General features: G+C 57.4%; 18 protein-coding genes. 2 read left to right on the top strand and 16 right to left on the bottom strand.

The window, feature by feature from the left end; translation table 11 throughout:
• The first annotated feature begins 6 nt into the window (after positions 1-6).
• Positions 7-759 carry an outer membrane beta-barrel protein gene (locus ACR0KS_RS00720; RefSeq protein WP_170567976.1) on the top strand — a complete coding sequence of 251 codons (753 nt, stop codon included), beginning with the start codon at positions 7-9 and terminating at the stop codon, positions 757-759.
• A 78-nt stretch (positions 760-837) separates the two neighbouring features.
• Here the strand turns inward: ACR0KS_RS00720 and ACR0KS_RS00715 are convergent, their stop codons facing one another.
• The 15 genes from ACR0KS_RS00715 to ACR0KS_RS00645 all read right to left on the bottom strand — a co-directional run bounded on the left by ACR0KS_RS00715 (position 838) and on the right by ACR0KS_RS00645 (position 13,565).
• Positions 838-1,284 (bottom strand): hypothetical protein, encoded by a 447-nt coding sequence (locus ACR0KS_RS00715; RefSeq protein WP_170567975.1) that lies wholly within the window; start codon positions 1,282-1,284, stop codon positions 838-840.
• A 117-nt stretch (positions 1,285-1,401) separates the two neighbouring features.
• On the bottom strand, positions 1,402-2,142 hold the full coding sequence (locus tag ACR0KS_RS00710) for an MbnP family protein (protein ID WP_170567974.1): 741 nt from the start codon (positions 2,140-2,142) through the stop codon (positions 1,402-1,404).
• Positions 2,142-3,263, bottom strand: coding sequence for a cytochrome c peroxidase (locus ACR0KS_RS00705; RefSeq protein WP_170567973.1), 1,122 nt, complete (start codon positions 3,261-3,263; stop codon positions 2,142-2,144). Before ACR0KS_RS00705 ends, ACR0KS_RS00710 begins: the two co-directional genes overlap by 1 nt.
• Before the next feature lie 15 nt (positions 3,264-3,278).
• On the bottom strand, positions 3,279-4,577 hold the full coding sequence (locus ACR0KS_RS00700) for a hypothetical protein (protein WP_170567972.1): 1,299 nt from the start codon (positions 4,575-4,577) through the stop codon (positions 3,279-3,281).
• Positions 4,578-4,865: 288 nt separating this feature from the next.
• Positions 4,866-5,426: a TetR/AcrR family transcriptional regulator gene (locus ACR0KS_RS00695; RefSeq protein WP_170567971.1), complete on the bottom strand. Its 561-nt coding sequence runs from the start codon at positions 5,424-5,426 to the stop codon at positions 4,866-4,868.
• A 268-nt stretch (positions 5,427-5,694) separates the two neighbouring features.
• Positions 5,695-6,249, bottom strand: coding sequence for a sulfopyruvate decarboxylase subunit beta (comE, locus tag ACR0KS_RS00690; protein WP_170486299.1), 555 nt, complete (start codon positions 6,247-6,249; stop codon positions 5,695-5,697).
• Positions 6,246-6,752: a sulfopyruvate decarboxylase subunit alpha gene (gene comD / locus ACR0KS_RS00685; RefSeq protein ID WP_170385740.1), complete on the bottom strand. Its 507-nt coding sequence runs from the start codon at positions 6,750-6,752 to the stop codon at positions 6,246-6,248. Before comD ends, comE begins: the two co-directional genes overlap by 4 nt.
• 47 nt (positions 6,753-6,799) lie before the next feature.
• Entirely contained in the window at positions 6,800-7,210 is a 411-nt protein-coding gene (locus ACR0KS_RS00680) for a universal stress protein (protein ID WP_170486300.1), read from the bottom strand.
• A gap of 9 nt (positions 7,211-7,219) precedes the next feature.
• Positions 7,220-8,200, bottom strand: coding sequence for an alcohol dehydrogenase catalytic domain-containing protein (locus tag ACR0KS_RS00675; protein ID WP_170567970.1), 981 nt, complete (start codon positions 8,198-8,200; stop codon positions 7,220-7,222).
• On the bottom strand, positions 8,197-8,958 hold the full coding sequence (locus ACR0KS_RS00670) for an SDR family oxidoreductase (RefSeq protein ID WP_170567969.1): 762 nt from the start codon (positions 8,956-8,958) through the stop codon (positions 8,197-8,199). The genes ACR0KS_RS00675 and ACR0KS_RS00670 overlap by 4 nt, the downstream gene beginning before the upstream one ends.
• Positions 8,951-10,258: a histidinol dehydrogenase gene (gene hisD, locus ACR0KS_RS00665; RefSeq protein WP_170567968.1), complete on the bottom strand. Its 1,308-nt coding sequence runs from the start codon at positions 10,256-10,258 to the stop codon at positions 8,951-8,953. The genes ACR0KS_RS00670 and hisD overlap by 8 nt, the downstream gene beginning before the upstream one ends.
• Before the next feature lie 12 nt (positions 10,259-10,270).
• Positions 10,271-11,599, bottom strand: coding sequence for a TRAP transporter large permease (locus ACR0KS_RS00660; RefSeq protein WP_170411718.1), 1,329 nt, complete (start codon positions 11,597-11,599; stop codon positions 10,271-10,273).
• Positions 11,600-11,610: 11 nt separating this feature from the next.
• A complete protein-coding gene (locus ACR0KS_RS00655) occupies positions 11,611-12,123 on the bottom strand; it encodes a TRAP transporter small permease (RefSeq protein ID WP_170567967.1) in 513 nt (170 codons plus the stop codon).
• Between the two features lie 86 nt (positions 12,124-12,209).
• A complete protein-coding gene (locus ACR0KS_RS00650) occupies positions 12,210-13,355 on the bottom strand; it encodes a TRAP transporter substrate-binding protein (RefSeq protein ID WP_170486305.1) in 1,146 nt (381 codons plus the stop codon).
• Positions 13,356-13,379: 24 nt separating this feature from the next.
• Positions 13,380-13,565, bottom strand: a complete 186-nt coding sequence (locus tag ACR0KS_RS00645) for a hypothetical protein (RefSeq protein ID WP_170385718.1) — start codon at positions 13,563-13,565, stop codon at positions 13,380-13,382.
• 138 nt (positions 13,566-13,703) lie between these two features.
• On the opposite strand from ACR0KS_RS00645, the gene ACR0KS_RS00640 reads away from it, so the two are divergent.
• Positions 13,704-14,729 carry a LacI family DNA-binding transcriptional regulator gene (locus tag ACR0KS_RS00640; protein ID WP_170567966.1) on the top strand — a complete coding sequence of 342 codons (1,026 nt, stop codon included), beginning with the start codon at positions 13,704-13,706 and terminating at the stop codon, positions 14,727-14,729.
• Here the strand turns inward: ACR0KS_RS00640 and ACR0KS_RS00635 are convergent.
• Positions 14,726-15,697 (bottom strand): LysR family transcriptional regulator, encoded by a 972-nt coding sequence (locus ACR0KS_RS00635; protein ID WP_170385711.1) that lies wholly within the window; start codon positions 15,695-15,697, stop codon positions 14,726-14,728. The two genes, ACR0KS_RS00640 and ACR0KS_RS00635, sit on opposite strands and share 4 nt — an antisense overlap.
• Positions 15,698-15,774: the final 77 nt, after the last annotated feature.

Here is a 15,774-nt window from a genome sequence, read left to right as displayed (position 1 = left end):
GGACCAATGAGAACAACCGAAAGGCTAAGAAAAACAGCATTGAAACTGGCGTTAGCCGTGGCGCTGCCAACCTCTGTTTCCGCGCAGCAGTCTGACTGGTCTTATCAGGCAACGATTTACCTGTTTACTCCTGAAACCAAAGTCTCGCAGGAAACACCCAATGGCAAGGTAGAGGGAACGCTGTCCTTCGCAGACGCGCTTGAAAACCTTGACCTTGCCTTTATGGGGACGTTTGCCGCGACAAACGGGCGGTGGTCGTTACTGGCGGATTACAACTATACCGACCTCTCGTTGAGCAACACCACCCCCGGCCCGGCCAGCTCTGGCGTGGAAACATCTCTTACCACTCAATTTCTAAGCGGATTTGTGGGCTACCGGGTCCTGACCACGGACACGTCAACGGTTGATGTCGCCGGAGGGTTCAGATGGTTCCGCACTCAGACAGATTTTACGGTTCTGCCGGGAACTGCACCGGGCCGCATGGTCAACATCGACGAGAGCTGGACCGACCCCGTGATCGGGGTTAGAGCCCGCGTTGATTTCAACGACAGATGGTCCGGGACGGGCTTTTTCGACTATGGCGGTTTCACGAATGACAGCGAAACATGGCAAGTTCTTCTGACCGCGGACTACGCCATCAACGACAGGTGGCTGCTAAGGGGCGGATACCGTTACATCTCGTTTGACCACGAGATTAACGGAGGCGACTTCAAGTTTGAACAATCCGGCCCACTGTTTGGTGCAACCTACCGATTTTAAGTTTGGCGAGTGCGATGAGAAGCGGTCTCATGTGGTGTTCCGCCAGCGTCCGGCTGCGTTTCTCGCAAGGGATACGGCTCAGGTTAGAGGTACCTTGATGCGCTGCGGGGTGGCACCTGCGAACCATTGCTGCGGCCTTGAGACAGACATGTTCTGATGTGCCTGCTCCACCCATGTGCGCACTTGCAAAAGGACCACCGCCCCACCCACAACAACGGTGGCCCCAATCACCGGAGAGGCCGCAATCTCGTAGCTTTGCGTGCTGGAAATCCACAAGGCAAAACCCAAACGGGTCACGGCCACGGCATCCGTTACTCGGGTCAGCTTGGGAAGAAAATAGGAAGTGATCGCCGATGCACACACGACCAATCCCATGTAGACAAATCCCACAAGTACAGGAAGCGGCAGCCCCATGCGCGTGACGTCAACATGCGAATACAGCACAAAACCTGCGGAAAACGCCAAAAATGCGATTGAATAGAGCCTGCGCTTTTCCCGGTCGATATGTTTGACGATGCGGTTCACTGGGGCTCCTATGCCAACTGACTTGACCTTTCTGGAGCCCGAATTTGCATTTGATCTGACAAAATCAGGGCGGAATTTTGACTTTGTTTCCCCAACCGTTCTCGTTCAGCGCGCCTGTCATTCCGCGTTCGAGGATTCCGGTGCAATCATATCCGCATAGTTTTCGGCCAGCAGGCTGGCATCGGTGCGATTGAATTTGACCGAAGGCAGCACTTGCATGTCGATCTGCGACGCGCCGTCGAACAATTTCGATAGGTCCACGTTCAGGTGTATCGTGGTCTCAGACGAAAGCTCGGGCGGCAAAGCGATCGACACTTCCCGCGCATTTTCAGAAAAACCCACATGATATACCAGCGGGGACACGGCCTCTCCGACCCGGAGCGCACCCTCAAAGACAACAAACTTGTATCCCACCTCCCAGTTCCAGGCCATCTGGCTGTTCGGGTCCAGTTCTCCGCGTGCTTCGATCGAGCCATTGGCCTCGGGGTCTACGCCGATTAGAAACCGCACCTCCTCGACCGAGCGCAACGGAACCTTGGGCAACTCGATCGTATGGGTTGTTTCGGGATTATCAAATCTCAGCAGATGATAACTGTCCGGTTCCGCATAGGTTTTCTCGCCCTGAACCAATGTCAGATTGCTGGCGAAAAACCGGAAGTCACGCACTCGAAACACCCCTGATCCACCTGGGTTTTCGTAGATGAACTCGTCATACACCAACGGATCATCTCCCATTCGGGCATGGAAGGACAAAGTCACGTCTGTCTCTCGCTGAGCTTTGGAGGCCAGAACGAACCAAGCTCCGATTACCAGAACCAAAACAAAGGCAAGACCAGTCATGACGTTGGATCGTTCCATCAGGTGTCTCCTGCGAGCGGGTCGGAAAACAGCGGATTTTCCAGAAACGCAGTGTCGGTCAGTGTGTTCAGAAATGCGATGATCGCGTCTATCTCCTCGGGTGTCATGCGCAGCCCGACGGAGCCCAATGCCCTATCCGGCGCATTGTCGGCCTCAAGGATCAATGGGCTTAACGTATCGCTGACCACGATCCCGTCATTGTAATGAGCCATGACCTCCTCCAGCGTCGCAAATCGCCCGTCGTGCATGTAAGGAGCGGTCACAGCAATGTTTCGCAGCGTTGGAACCTTGAAAAACCCCTTGTGGGCAGAGTTGCCCGTGACTGCCATCAGTCCCGGCGCAAGCGCGTGATCCGGGTCCAGCCCGTTATTCGAGAACCCGTCGAACGCGTCACGAAAGCCCGAGGTCAAGAACTGGCTGTGACAATCGATACAGTTTCCACCCCGCAACGAGACCTTCGTGTCCGGGTGCGCCATGAAAAGTTTGCGCCCATGTTCCTCCTGAGCGGTCAAGCGTACCTCGCCACGCAAGTATTTGTCGTACTTGGAGTCGGACGAAATCAACATCCGCATGAAGCTCGACAAGGCCCGCGCGATATTGTCTGCGCTGACGTCCCCATATGCATCACGAAACATCCTGCGGTACTTGCCCGAGGCAGACAGCTCCTCAATCAGCTCTCTAATGTCCTGGCCCATCTCGTCGGGGTGCTGAATCGGCATCAACGCCTGTTCCTCCAGCGAGGCGGCGCGGCCGTCCCAAAAGAACCGTTCCTGCCCCCATAAAAGGTTCGCCAGACTCATTGAGCTAAAGTCCAGCTCGCCGCCGGAAAGGGCTGGTGATCTGGCGCGCCCATCCGTAAAGGCCAACGCCTGCACATGGCAGGACGCGCAGGACACCTCGTTATTGCCAGATAGCACGGGATCATAAAATAGATGCCTGCCAAGGGCGAACCCTTCTTCCGTCAGGGGGTTGTCCGGTGGAACGGCAAAACGCCCAAATACAAAAGGGGCCGCGAAATTCGCGATCGGCGTCGGGGACGGAGCGCGGACACGATCCCAGATCAACCACCCCGCCACCACCAGAACGGCGGTGATGGTCATGGCGAGAATTACCCGATGCATGGTGCCCTCAGGTTGCTAGTGATGATGTACGAAACCCGAACCGAACAACCCTTCGACGTTGTCCACACCCTTGTTGTAACGCTCTTTGAAGTTGACGGTTGCGATACGTTCGCCGGTTTCAAGGTCATGAACCGAGATGGTATGCGCGTTCAGGTCCGCTATGAAATCCACATCAGTCGGGTCGTCTTCGGCCCCGTTCCCCAGATTGAGCAGATTGTTCTGGATCGCGATCAGTTCCCGCCCCGAGGCCGAGGTAAAAAAGATCATATGATGCGCCCCCGGATCGGCGACGATATCCGGGCCGCTGGATACCAGTTCCGGCAAGGCGGCCAATTCGTAACGCTTTACGACCCCGGGCAGCGCATGAGAGATGAACAGCTCATCTTCGGTGCCGTAAAACTCCAGCGGGACTGCCGTATCATTTGCTACGCCGCTATAGATGACTTCGGGCGCGCCAAACGTTTTGGAGCCGGCGTCATAAGGCACTTTCCAAGTTTCAAACCCGAACATCGTGTTTGCAAGGATTGCTGGCTGGATTTCCGGGTGCATGCCGGGGCGCGCAAACAGAACCTCGACCGGCGAGGACGGAAAATCCAACGGCTTTTCTTTTTCGACCAGAATATTCTCAATGGGTTCAAGAGTGTTCAGGTCGATGATTGTCAGAACATTGCCAACACCGGTTGCCAGATCCGGGTGCACGGTTGAGGTTACGACCATGCGGTCCTCAAAGGCTGAAATCCCGTGCGGATACATGATATAAGGCTCACCCTCACCCACCTGGCTTTTGCGTGCTTCAATGATTTTGACGACTTCGTTTGTCTGCGGGTCGAACACGCCCACTGATCCACCGTCATCGCCACCAGTACCGCCCATGAACGTGACGAACATGTATTCCTGCCCGTTGGAGGTCGTCCACATGATGTCTTCCCCCACCATCTGTCCTTGGGTATCCAGACAGGTGAACCCAGAGATCACGGGTGCTCCGTTTGAATCACGTGACAACCCGATCTCGGCCAGACTGCAAGACGGATCCAGCCCGGTCGAATACAGCCTGCCATTGGGACTATAATACAAATGGTGCAGAGGGTGTTCGATGTCGGGCTGTTCCACTTCACTCAGGATTTCTCCGAAACGGTCAGACTCCGGGTCCAGTTCAACAATTGCCACGCTGTGTTTCGTGTCCAGTGTCGGCAATCCACGCAGCAGCACCATTCCCTGACTTTCCTCGCGGTTCTGCGCCTGTGTCGATGACATTCCGATCAATATCAGGCCAGAGCCAAGCAAGATGCCTTGCACTAAACGACTGAATCTCATGGTCTTTCCCCTTGTGATGCAGTTATGAAAATAGCAGCGCGAAATATGCTTTACCTTACGTCATATCACATGGTGGGATTTGCGCCAAACCAACCACCAGTGGACGTCAGACAAGATGTCAGCCGGCCCTTGGACGGCTGGCAGCAAAGTCAACAAATGTACGGACCTTGGCGGACTGTTCCGCATCGCACGGTCGTCAGGCTCGGATTTCCCAACTCGATGATACGAAAGCCAACAACCACGCGTTACTGATCCATGTCGCGACCAAAACGACGCAACGCCGCGCTTTTAATCCTCTGGAAACATTGCCTTGAGCAACCGACGGATATCTGCCGCAAAGTCTTCCTTTGTCTGCGCAACAACCATCGCGCCACGGGCCGCAGTAATCAGAAGGTAAGACAGGTCCTGCGCACGTTCAGGGGATGAAGCCAGGTCTTGACGCAGCAGGAACTCACCCACCTTGGCCAAATATGCCTCTGGCCAGTTTTCCGGCTGCGCGGCGGCCACGTCCAGCGCATTCTCCAGCAGTTCGGCCCCGTGGTGTGTTCTGGACAATTCCAGCGAGTCACCCACGACGTACAGCAGAACCTTTTCCAGAACCTCTAGCGGTGCTCCATCCGCCTTTTCCAAATCCGAGAAGACATCGCGGTACAAATTCTCCATGTAGGTCTTCAGCGCCCAAGTATAGCACGCCTCTTTGGACCCGAACTTCTTGTAGATAGACTGGCGCGACAACCCGACAGCCCGCGCAATTTCTTCCATAGACGTTTTACGAAAACCGTATTGAGCGACGACATTCATGATATCGCGCGGGTCAACACCCGAGATTGTAGAAGAAACTATCATCATTCAACTTTCCAAAATCCAGTCCCGCGATAAAACGGCAGCGGTTCCGGCTGTTGATTGTCCCCGCCCGCGATCGCGGTAGGGAAGCAACGATTTTCCCGCCCTGACTTTACCAATTGCACTCGGCTTACATAAGTTATCCACTTTGCCAACAGCTTAAAGGCGTGTCCCTGGCAATGCAAATTCGCCCAAGGGTTGGGTGCTCAAAAAAGCCGCCGCCTGCGCAATAACAAGGCGGCGGATTGAATATGCGCAGACTGCGACGGTCAGCTCAGGACTGAACCGCCTTCATGAACCGATCCCGGATGACGACGGGATCCATCGTAATCGGAGGCATTTTCGCGTTACCGCTTTCACACTTACTAACGATGATCGTCATTTGCTTGGCGTCCAGTGCCTCTTGCAACACGCGGCCGGTATCCTCTGCCTGACATTCAATCACCCGTTCACAGCCCGCCGCCTCAGCCATTTTAGCAAGCGAGGTTTTCTGCCCGGCATACGTCGGCTGATCACCGGTCGATCCGTATGATCCATTGTCGACAATCAGCAGGATGTAATTGTCAGCCTCGTTGTTTGCGATTGTGGGCAGCGTGCCAAGATTGGTCAAAACAGACCCATCGCCGTCGATGACGATTACCGGCTTAGGTTGCGCAAGCGCCAAGCCCAAACCGATGGATGAGGCCAGCCCCATCGTTCCCAGCATGTAGAAATTGGTCGGCTGATCGTCGATTGCGTGTAGCTCCTGACTGGGGATGCCAATATTGCAGACCACAAGCTGATCCCGCAGGATCGGAGCGATTTCTTTAAGGATTTCTGAACGTATCATTGGTCGCCGTAGCCTCCCCAAAAGTTGGCATCGGTCAGAATGGCGACCGGTTTGTTGCACATGAATGTGTATTTCAGGATTGCGTCCAGTTCCTCGACATCTGCCTGATGATGGAAGTGGTAGGTCGGGATGTTCAACTGGGCAAGCAGCGCCTTGGTGTGCACCGCCATTTCAACCTGACAGGCGATCGGTTCGCGCAGTTCCCCGCGGTACGAGATCAACATGGGCAAAGGCATCCGGTAATACTGAATCAACGTCGCAAGCGTGTTGATCGTCACGCCGATTGCCGTGTTCTGCATGATGATGGCCGGGCGCTTCCCGCCCATCCATGCACCAGCGCACAGGCCCATCCCCTCATCCTCTTTGTTGGAGGGGATGTGGTAGATGCCTTCGCGCTCATCAATCTCGGCAATGACGCCCGCAAGTTGCTTGCACGGGACGGTGGTGACGAACGAGATATCGTTGGCCATCAGATCATCCGTGATCTTTTTGTCTATGTTCATGTCCGGTCTGTCAGTCCTGATTGGGGCGCAAAGGCGCGATTGACGAATTACGGCCTGCGGTGCACATGCACGGCGCAGGCTGCGTGACGGACGACACGCGACGCGGTCGATCCTAAGAAATAGTCGCTGAGGCCGGGTTTGTGCGACCCTATGACGATGCATTCAACGTCGTTGTCATTGGCATAGTCGATAATGGTTCGCGCAGTGTGCCCCTTGACGATGTCGCACTTTATCCCGTCCACGCCCGACACCTTGTCGCGCAGCAGGTTGCGGGCCGCGCGAAACCCTTCGGCGACCACGTCCTTGTCCAGATATGCGCTGACCGACCCTTGCGGCATTTCATAGACATGCAGGGCTATGATCTCGCTGTCTTCGGCAGACAAGGCACGCGCGACCTGCAATGTGTGCGGTGACAACCCATGATCCAGCGCCATCGGCACGAGAATTTTCTTGTACATAAAAGCCTCCTATTCCCATGGCGCGAGGATGATCTTGGGCGCGGCTACCGCACCCTGCCGCAGATCCTGGAATGCGCGTGCCCCCTTAGACAACGCGCGCGCTTCGACCCAGTCAAGCGCACCCAGACGGCCATCAAATATGGCCTGTGCGGTTTCTCGGAAATCCTCAGCCGTATATGTATAGGTGCCGAAAAACGTGATTTCCTGCAAGGTCATACGACGCACATCCAGCCCGCCGCTATCCTCTCCCAAACCTGCATGGGCGATCACCCCGCCCGGCTGCGCCAAAGCGGAGGCCGTCGCGCGGGTCGCGGCAAACCCGACCGCGTCAATGATCAGCGGAAACATATCGGCGGTTTCAGCGACGACCTCGAATGGGATCGCATCTTGCAGATAGGCGCGTCGCAACGTGTTGGGCTCGACAATCCGCACCTCTTTGACCCCCATCGCGGACAGGGCCAGCGCAGCGGCAACCCCGATGGCACCCCCGCCCAAAACCAGCGCGCGACGCTCCATAGACGAATGTAATGCCTCAAGCCCCAGGCGCGCCGCATGCCACCCCACGGCCAGCGGTTCAGCCAATGCAGCCTGCGCGAGGCTGACATGCTGCGGCACCTCGACCAGATTTCTGTCTGGCATCGCGACGAACTGGGCAAAGGCCCCTTCGCGCGGCGGCATTGAGATGATCTGACGGTCCGGGCACAGATTTTCACGCCCCGTATTGCAAGCATCGCAGCGCCCACAGGCAACCAGTGGGTTTATGGTGACCCGCGCACCATCACGAGGGCCACCCGTGACAACACCCGCCGCCTCATGACCAAGGATCAACGGCGCGGGTCGGCGCGCATCATGGCCCAGATAGGCGTGCATGTCGGACCCGCAGATCCCTACCGCTTCGACCCGGATGAGGTGCTCGCCCGGATTGGGCTTGGCATCCGGGACATCCCGATAGGCCACGTGTTCGACACCTTCATAGACCAAAGCCTTCATTTTGCGGTGAACCCTCCGTCAACCATCAGCACCTGCCCGGTCACGTAATCCGACGCGCGTGAGCACAGAAACAGGATCGGGCCGTCGATGTCCGCCATTTCTCCATTGCGTCGAATACAGGTCTGGGCCGCATTGCGTTCCGCGCGCTCTGGATCGTCAAAGACAGCCCGCGTCAGTTCGGTCGGAAAAAACCCCGGACCGATGGCATTGGCCGTGATACCGAAAGGCGACCATGCCTCGGCCATTGCTCGGGTTAGCTGGCCGATCCCAGCCTTCGTCGCGCCATAAGCGACCCCACCCGGAAAGGCGCGTGTGGTCTGGAGCGAAGCGAAATTCACGATGCGGCCCCACCCCTTTTTCTTCATCTCGGGAACCATAGACTGGCTCAGGAAAAACGGCGCGCTAAGGTTCACGGCCAGCGTTTGATCCCACCCTTCGGGGGATACGTCATCGGCTGCCTCTCGGGTGTTCAGACCGGCCGCGTGGACAAGGATATCCGGCGCGCCAAACTTGGCCGAGACGTCCCGCGTCAACGCATCAACGCACGATCTGTCTGATATGTCCGCGACGACGGCATCGGAGTTTGCGCCGATCTCCTCAGTCAGCCCCGCCAACGCCTCGGGCCGGCGCGCAACACCCACAACGCGCGCACCAGCGGCCGCCAGAACCTTGGCCACCTGCCGCCCAAGGCCGGAGCTTGCCCCCGTCACACAGGCAACCCTGCCCGTCAGGTCAAATAGCGCGCGCGGGTCATCCATCTGCGGTCAGGTCAAACTGTTCGTCAGGGAAATACTTGGCCAGACGCACGTCTGCGGCACGCGCATGCCCCTCCATCCCTTCCAGCCGGGAAATGCGGGCTGTTGCGACGGCAATAGGCTTGGACCCTTCCCGCGTTGCGCGCTGCCACGTGACGATCTTCATGTATTTATGGACGCTCAAACCCCCAGTATAGCTGGCCGCGCCTGAGGTCGGCAGCACGTGGTTCGTGCCCGTTGCCTTATCGCCATAAGACACCGTGGTTTCTTCGCCCAGAAACAAAGAGCCATAGCAGGTCAGCCGGTCCAGCCACCAACCCAGGTCTTCAGCCTGAACGGTCAGATGCTCGGGCGCGTATGCGTCGGAACAGGCTGCCATTTCCTCACGATCCGAGCAGACGATTACTTCGGCATAGTCCCGCCACGCGGCAGAGGCGTTTTCGCGGTTCAATTCGGGCAGGTCTGCGATCAGGGTTGGAACCAGTTCCATCACCTTTTGCGCCAGTGTCCGATCATCCGTCACCAGCCAGACGGGTGAGTTGTACCCATGTTCGGCCTGACTGACTAAATCGGTAGCCACCACATGCGCGTCGGCGGATTTATCCGCAAGGATCAGGCTGTCGGTCGGGCCTGCGATCATGTCGATACCGACCTTGCCATAGAGAATACGCTTGGCCTCGGCCACGAACTGGTTGCCCGGACCCACAAGGATATTCGCGCGCGGCAGACCGAACAGGCCATAGGTCATCGCGGCCACGCCCTGTACGCCGCCCATGGCCAGAATGCTGTCGGCCCCGCAGATATGAGCCGCATACACGATGGCTGGGGCAACGCCTTCTCCGGGCTTTGGAGGAGAACAGGCGGTGATATGACGGCATCCGGCCACTTTTGCCGTGGTCACCGTCATGATCGCACTGGCGATGTGGCTATACCGTCCGCCAGGCACGTAGCAACCCGCCGCATCCACCGGGATTGCCTTTTGGCCGGCGACAACGCCGGGCACGATCTCGACCTCGACATCGGACACGGTCGCTTTCTGAGCTTCGGCAAAGCGACGCACGTTGTCATGGGCAAACCGGATATCGGCTTTCAGCTTTTCAGGCACGCGCGCGATGGCCGCATCAATCTCGGCCTGTGTCATCAGCACGTTGCCCTCAAACTTGTCGAACTTGGCCGCGTATTCCATTGCTTTGGCGTCGCCGCCCGTTTCGATATCGGCAAGGATTGTCTTCACCGTGTCATGCACCTCGGTTGCATGAGACTGAGGGGTTAGCGTCGCTTTTTTCAAATACTCGCGCGGCATGGTCAAAATACCCTATTGGTAGATTTCAGGAAGCAACGTGGTCGAAACCGCCGGGACATAGGCGATCAAAATAACCACAATCAGCATTGTCAAAACAAACGGAACGGCGCGGGCCGCGATCTTGAGGATCGACTCACCGGTAATCCCCGAAACCACGAATAGGTTCAGCCCCAGCGGAGGCGTAATGAACCCGACGCCCAGCGCAGTGATCATCATGATGCAGAACTGGATCTCGTTCATGCCGATATTGTCTGCCAAGGGTTTCAGGATCGGCGCAAGGATCACAATGTTGGGCGTCGTTTCCATGACGCAGCCTGCGGCGATCAGGATACCGATCATCAGCAGGATCAGCAGATATGGGTCATCGGTCAGAGAGGTCACGGCGGTCACGAACCCCTGCGGCACACCCATGATCGCCAGCGCCTCGGCCAAGGGCGCGGAAAAAGCGATGATCGGCAGGATCACCCCGTTCACCTTAGCGGAACTGACCAGCATTGACGGAAAGTCGGCCAGCGTCAGCGTGCGCAGGATGAAGCCCATGATGATGGTGACGACAACGGCGGTCGCACCGGCCTCGGTGGGGGTCAGGCGGCCCGAGAAGATGCCGTAGAAGATGATCCCCGGCACGATGAACGCATACCAACCGGACTTCAGCGCCTTGCCCAGATTGGCCAGCCACTCGCCCATGGTCATCATGCCGCCGCCCTCATAGGCGTAGATGCGGTTCATGATGATGTTGGTCACAAGGATCGAGATCAGAATGGCCAGTCCGGGGATCAACGCGGCCAGAAAAAGCGTGGACGCCGAAATACCCAGCACCAGACCAATGATGATATAGGCAATCGAAGGGGGGATCAGGATGCCGGTACACGCCCCGGCAGCCACCAGCGCACAGGCATAGGGGCGTGGATAGCCGCTTTCGACCAGACGGTTGATCGTCATGCGCCCCACGGCAGCAGCCCCGGCTGCATCGGACCCCGAGATCGCGGCGAACATGCCGCAGACCAGAACGGTGGCTGACCCGAACCCGCCCTTGGCGAAACAAGTCAGCGCCTCGGCCACGTCCAGAAACTTGCGCGACAGCCCGGTGCGGACCAGCACGTCGCCCGTCAGGATGAACAGCGGGACGGCTGTCAGGGCAAAGGCGTCAATGCCAGTGAACAGGCTTTCACCCACAAGGCTGAGCGGCAGGTCGCCCGACATGATCAGCATCACAATCGCCGCTGTGCCGATGGCCGCCCACACAGGCACGGCCAGCGCGATCAGGCCAACGAACAGGATAACCGGCAGGTAGAAATCCCAGCCCAGTTCAACGGTTTGATTGAGGGAACCCCAGAGCATCGCGTGTCCCCTCAGTCAAACAGCTTGTCGCCTTCAAAGACGGGCTTGCCGTCCCTCAGGCATTTCAGGTCGCGTATCAGCGACTGGATCAAGCGCCAGATCATCAGCGCAAAACCGGTGGGCACGGCCATCAGGAACCAAACCTTTGAGACCCGCAGCCCATCCGTCACCGAGCCAAACTTGGCCGAGACATGCACCGCCTCATACGACCAATAGAGCGCAATGATGGCCACGCCGAACATCACCAGATCGCCGAAGATATACAGCAGCGCCTTGGGACGCGGCCCGAGGTAGTGCATGATCACGTCGATGCGAATATGGGCGCGTTCCTTCACCGCCGCCGCCGCGCCGATCCACGCAAGGTAGATAAAGGAATAGCGGACGATCTCTTCACCCCAGATCGACGAGTACGCGAATATCTCGCGTCGAAGAACCTCGATGGCCATGGTGATGACCAGCATCACGTAGAACACCAGCAGCAGCCAGCGCTCGGCGTTGCGGTCTATGTTTTGAAGTAAGGTCATCGGTTCCCTCGGCGTGCAGGCAGTCAGGCGTGCGCCTTCTGGTCCGGGCGTTTACCGGCCTGACTGCTTGAAGGTGTGATGGTCGATCAGGCGTCGTGGACGAAGTACTTGCCCTGCGTCCCTGCAGCCTCGACCAGCTTTTCGAAGGCGTCCATCGACCCGGCGAGTTCCGTCTTGAACGGATCCCAATCGGCGTTCTGGTATCCGCCGACGCTTTCCCATTCTGCCAACTGGTCAGAGCTGAGCGAATGGAACTCTACGCCCGCCTTGTTCAGTTCAGCCATTGCATAGGCGCGGGCCGAGGGCACTTTGGCAAGGTTCTGATGGCTCGTCATTTCGGACGCCCACATAATACCCTCCTGCACGTCTGCCGGCATCGAGTTGAACCACTCAAGATTACAGGAATAGACCTGACTGTCCGGCACCGCCTGCGTAAAGGTCACATGGCTGAGGATGTCCTTAAAGCCAAAGACGAACAGCGCGCCCACGGATGGATCAAGCGCATCCGCGACGCCCTGCTTGATGGCCGAGGGGGTCTCACCCCAAGCGACAGGCGTCGGGTTTGCGCCGACCATGCGATAGTATTGCTGCAACATCTTGGACCCCGGCACACGGAACTTGATACCGCTCATGTCGCCCGGAGTGATAACGGCGTTCCCGCCCTGCCGCACAGCAACAACGCGCGGGTCGATCACAACGTAGAACAACGCCTTGAACCCGGCGGCCTCGACCTTGGGATGGACTTCGTTCTTCCAGGTGTCCGAATTCACAAGATTGGTGAATTTCTGGTTCGAGCCGCACAGATACGGCATGTTGATCAGATCAACGGTCGAGGCGAAGGGCGCAAAGTTCGACAACGAATGCTGTGCGGCCTGAATGGTGCCGCCCTGCACTTTCTGCACCAGCGATCCACCCGCACCCAACTGTCCGCCTGGGGCCAGTTTGACATAGACCTTGCCGTTCGTGGCGTTCTGGATGTTTTCCTTCAGGTCCAACTGCATGATCGGATAGCTGCGCGATGCGCCCAGCACATAGGCTGTGGCAACGGTCATCACATGCTCTGCCGCCTGCTCACGCTCGCGTTCTTCCTTGGCAGTCTGCGCTGCGGCCTCTGACGACCAAAGAACCCCACCTGCACCTGCAACCAAGGCCGCGGTAAACGCGCCGCTTGCGCTGAGTTTTAGGAAATTGCGACGCTCTTCCGACGCAAGCTCGTTTCTGTCGTTGTTCATCTATTGCCCTCCCAAGCAAAAAATTCAGCTGTCGCCTTCTGCGTTGCGGTCAGCCTCCTTTTTCAGAATTGCGACAACGAACAGGATCGACGCCGCGAACAGGACCAACATCTCACCCACGTCCCCAAGAAATGCGCTGTCTGCAAAGGCACCCAAAGCCACGTTCGCAAAGTAGATGACAAACACGATGATGGATGCGGTCAGAAACACTTTTCCGGACTCCCTTAGGATTCGGCCCAAAGCCATTTGTAAGCGCTTACATCAAAAATGCAAGCGCTTACATATCTGCTTTCCTTGAAGGTCGGTTGAGATTAGACTTATTGGCAAAAGTGAATTGCGGATTTGAGAATGTCGAAACTGGGGGCAGCACCAACGCTGGATGATGTGGCTAAGATGGCAGGCGTTTCGACGGCGACTGTCTCGCGCTGCCTCAACAACCCTGACCGTGTCGTCAAGGCGACGCGGGAACGTGTCCAATCGGCCGTTGATGCCTTGGGTTACACGCCGAACTTTGCTGCACGGGTAATGGCCGCCAAGCGCACCTTCACCATCGGCGCGATCATTCCGACAATGGAAAACGCGATTTTCGCGCGCGGGTTGCAAGCCTTCCAGGAAGAGCTGCACCAGCACGGATATACCCTTTTGGTGTCAAGCTCGGCCTACAAACCCGACATCGAAGAAGAACAGATCAGGACGCTGGCGGCACGGGGCGCGGATGGGCTTTTGCTGATTGGCCATGACCGCGACCCAAAGATTTATGAGTTTTTGGACCGTCGAAAAATCCCAACTTTGGCCGCGTGGTCTTTTGCGCCTGATGCGCCGGTCCCCTCGATCGGGTTTGACAACCGTGCGGCGATGAACGCGTTGGCAAGCCGTGTGATTGCTATGGGTCATACCCAAATCGGGGTGATTTCCGGCATCAGCGCAGGCAATGATCGCGCGCGCCTGCGGATCGAAGGCGTGAAGGACGCCGCACGGAAGAACGGATTGCACACTGAGCATCTGACAATCATCGAAACGCCTTACGAGATTGAGAACGGCGCCGCTGCGTTTTCCGAGTTGATGAGCCAAGCCACGCGCCCGACGGCGATCCTTTGCGGCAACGACGTTTTGGCGGTCGGCGCGCTGCGGCGGGCTCAGGACATCGGGCTACACGTTCCCAAAGATGTCTCGATCACTGGTTTTGACGACATCGAACTGGCCCGCATTGTAAGCCCCGCCCTGACAACCGTACATGTCCCGCACCGCGAGATGGGTCGCAAGGCCGCTCTGCAACTGGTAGAGATGGTCGAAAAACAAATCACAGGCCAGGGTGAACAACTGGCGACCAGTATCATCGACGGCCAGTCGCTTGGGCCGCCGGGCGGTATTTAAGCGGCCTCGGCTTCCATCGTCCTGAATTCGTTTTTCAGCCAGATGTGTTTTTTGCACATAGGCTCGGTGAAGTGTTGCCGTATCAGCTTTTCCATAACCTTTTGGATCAAAGCCGATGTCGTTTCGGGATAGACCTCGGTGGTGAATAACGATACGGTCCGCACAAAGTTCCGGCCGGGAAACGGCATTGCTTTGACGCTGTCGTGAAACCGCTGTGCACGGTGGAAACACGCTGCAGTGGTGATCGCCCATCCCGCGCCCTCGGCCACCAGTCCAATGATCGACTGGTTGCACTCCAACTCGAACCGGTTTGGCAGATTGTATTTGCTTCGGGTCAACTGAATTTCGATCTGTTTACCAATCATGTAGTCCCGCGAGTACCTCAACAGCGGAAGGCTCGCATCTGGCTCGAATAGTTCTTCGGGCTGACCTTCAAAACTGTTTGGCAGGATGACAATGAACGGGTCGCGCATCAGCGGGTATTCAATCAACCCCTCTGTGCGCTCTGACGGTCGTGTGGCGACGCCTGCGTCCAACTTATGTTCTTGAAGTTTGGCGATAATCTCGTGGCTGGGGCGGGTGTAGTGGCGAAAATTGCAGCGCGGCAGCGCTTGGGCCAGAAACCGAAACAGATCAGGCGCGATCTGGTTGTCGAAGTCGTCGATCAGGGCCAGCCTCAAATCAGTCGCGTGACGCCAGTTGCCCGTGCGGATTTCGGCCTCACCCCGTTTCAATACCGTCAGACCATCGCGGACATAGCGCGCGAAGACCTCTCCGGCCGGGGTCAGCCCCATCGGGCGGCGGCCATGATCTACCAGTTCGATGCCAAGCGCACGTTCAAGACTGCGCAGGTGGTTTGAGACCGTACTGATGGAAAGGCCGGTTTCCGACGCGACCTGTTGGATCGACCCTGACTTGGCGATCAGCTGAAACACTTCCAGCCAGCGCAGGCTTAGAGATTTCGACACAGCAACAGTCCGTTGTTTCGATTACATCGAAACAAGCCAAGCAGAGAAATGCGGGTTCGGCAATGGTGATGTTATTG

The sequence above is a fragment of the Ruegeria sp. BC7 genome (assembly GCF_056539165.1).
Note: the sequence above shows the minus strand (reverse complement) of the source record. Positions and strands in the feature narration are given on the sequence as shown.

Excerpts from the sequence above, each read along its gene's own strand:
- ACR0KS_RS00720 (WP_170567976.1), top strand. The coding sequence starts at position 7 with ATGAGAACAACCGAAAGGCTAAGAAAAACAGCATTGAAACTGGCGTTA.
- ACR0KS_RS00710 (WP_170567974.1), bottom strand. The coding sequence starts at position 2,142 with ATGGAACGATCCAACGTCATGACTGGTCTTGCCTTTGTTTTGGTTCTG.
- ACR0KS_RS00705 (WP_170567973.1), bottom strand. The coding sequence starts at position 3,263 with ATGCATCGGGTAATTCTCGCCATGACCATCACCGCCGTTCTGGTGGTG.
- ACR0KS_RS00700 (WP_170567972.1), bottom strand. The coding sequence starts at position 4,577 with ATGAGATTCAGTCGTTTAGTGCAAGGCATCTTGCTTGGCTCTGGCCTG.
- ACR0KS_RS00695 (WP_170567971.1), bottom strand. The coding sequence starts at position 5,426 with ATGATGATAGTTTCTTCTACAATCTCGGGTGTTGACCCGCGCGATATC.
- comE (WP_170486299.1), bottom strand. The coding sequence starts at position 6,249 with ATGATACGTTCAGAAATCCTTAAAGAAATCGCTCCGATCCTGCGGGAT.
- comD (WP_170385740.1), bottom strand. The coding sequence starts at position 6,752 with ATGAACATAGACAAAAAGATCACGGATGATCTGATGGCCAACGATATC.
- ACR0KS_RS00680 (WP_170486300.1), bottom strand. The coding sequence starts at position 7,210 with ATGTACAAGAAAATTCTCGTGCCGATGGCGCTGGATCATGGGTTGTCA.
- ACR0KS_RS00675 (WP_170567970.1), bottom strand. The coding sequence starts at position 8,200 with ATGAAGGCTTTGGTCTATGAAGGTGTCGAACACGTGGCCTATCGGGAT.
- ACR0KS_RS00670 (WP_170567969.1), bottom strand. The coding sequence starts at position 8,958 with ATGGATGACCCGCGCGCGCTATTTGACCTGACGGGCAGGGTTGCCTGT.
- hisD (WP_170567968.1), bottom strand. The coding sequence starts at position 10,258 with ATGCCGCGCGAGTATTTGAAAAAAGCGACGCTAACCCCTCAGTCTCAT.
- ACR0KS_RS00660 (WP_170411718.1), bottom strand. The coding sequence starts at position 11,599 with ATGCTCTGGGGTTCCCTCAATCAAACCGTTGAACTGGGCTGGGATTTC.
- ACR0KS_RS00655 (WP_170567967.1), bottom strand. The coding sequence starts at position 12,123 with ATGACCTTACTTCAAAACATAGACCGCAACGCCGAGCGCTGGCTGCTG.
- ACR0KS_RS00650 (WP_170486305.1), bottom strand. The coding sequence starts at position 13,355 with ATGAACAACGACAGAAACGAGCTTGCGTCGGAAGAGCGTCGCAATTTC.
- ACR0KS_RS00640 (WP_170567966.1), top strand. The coding sequence starts at position 13,704 with ATGTCGAAACTGGGGGCAGCACCAACGCTGGATGATGTGGCTAAGATG.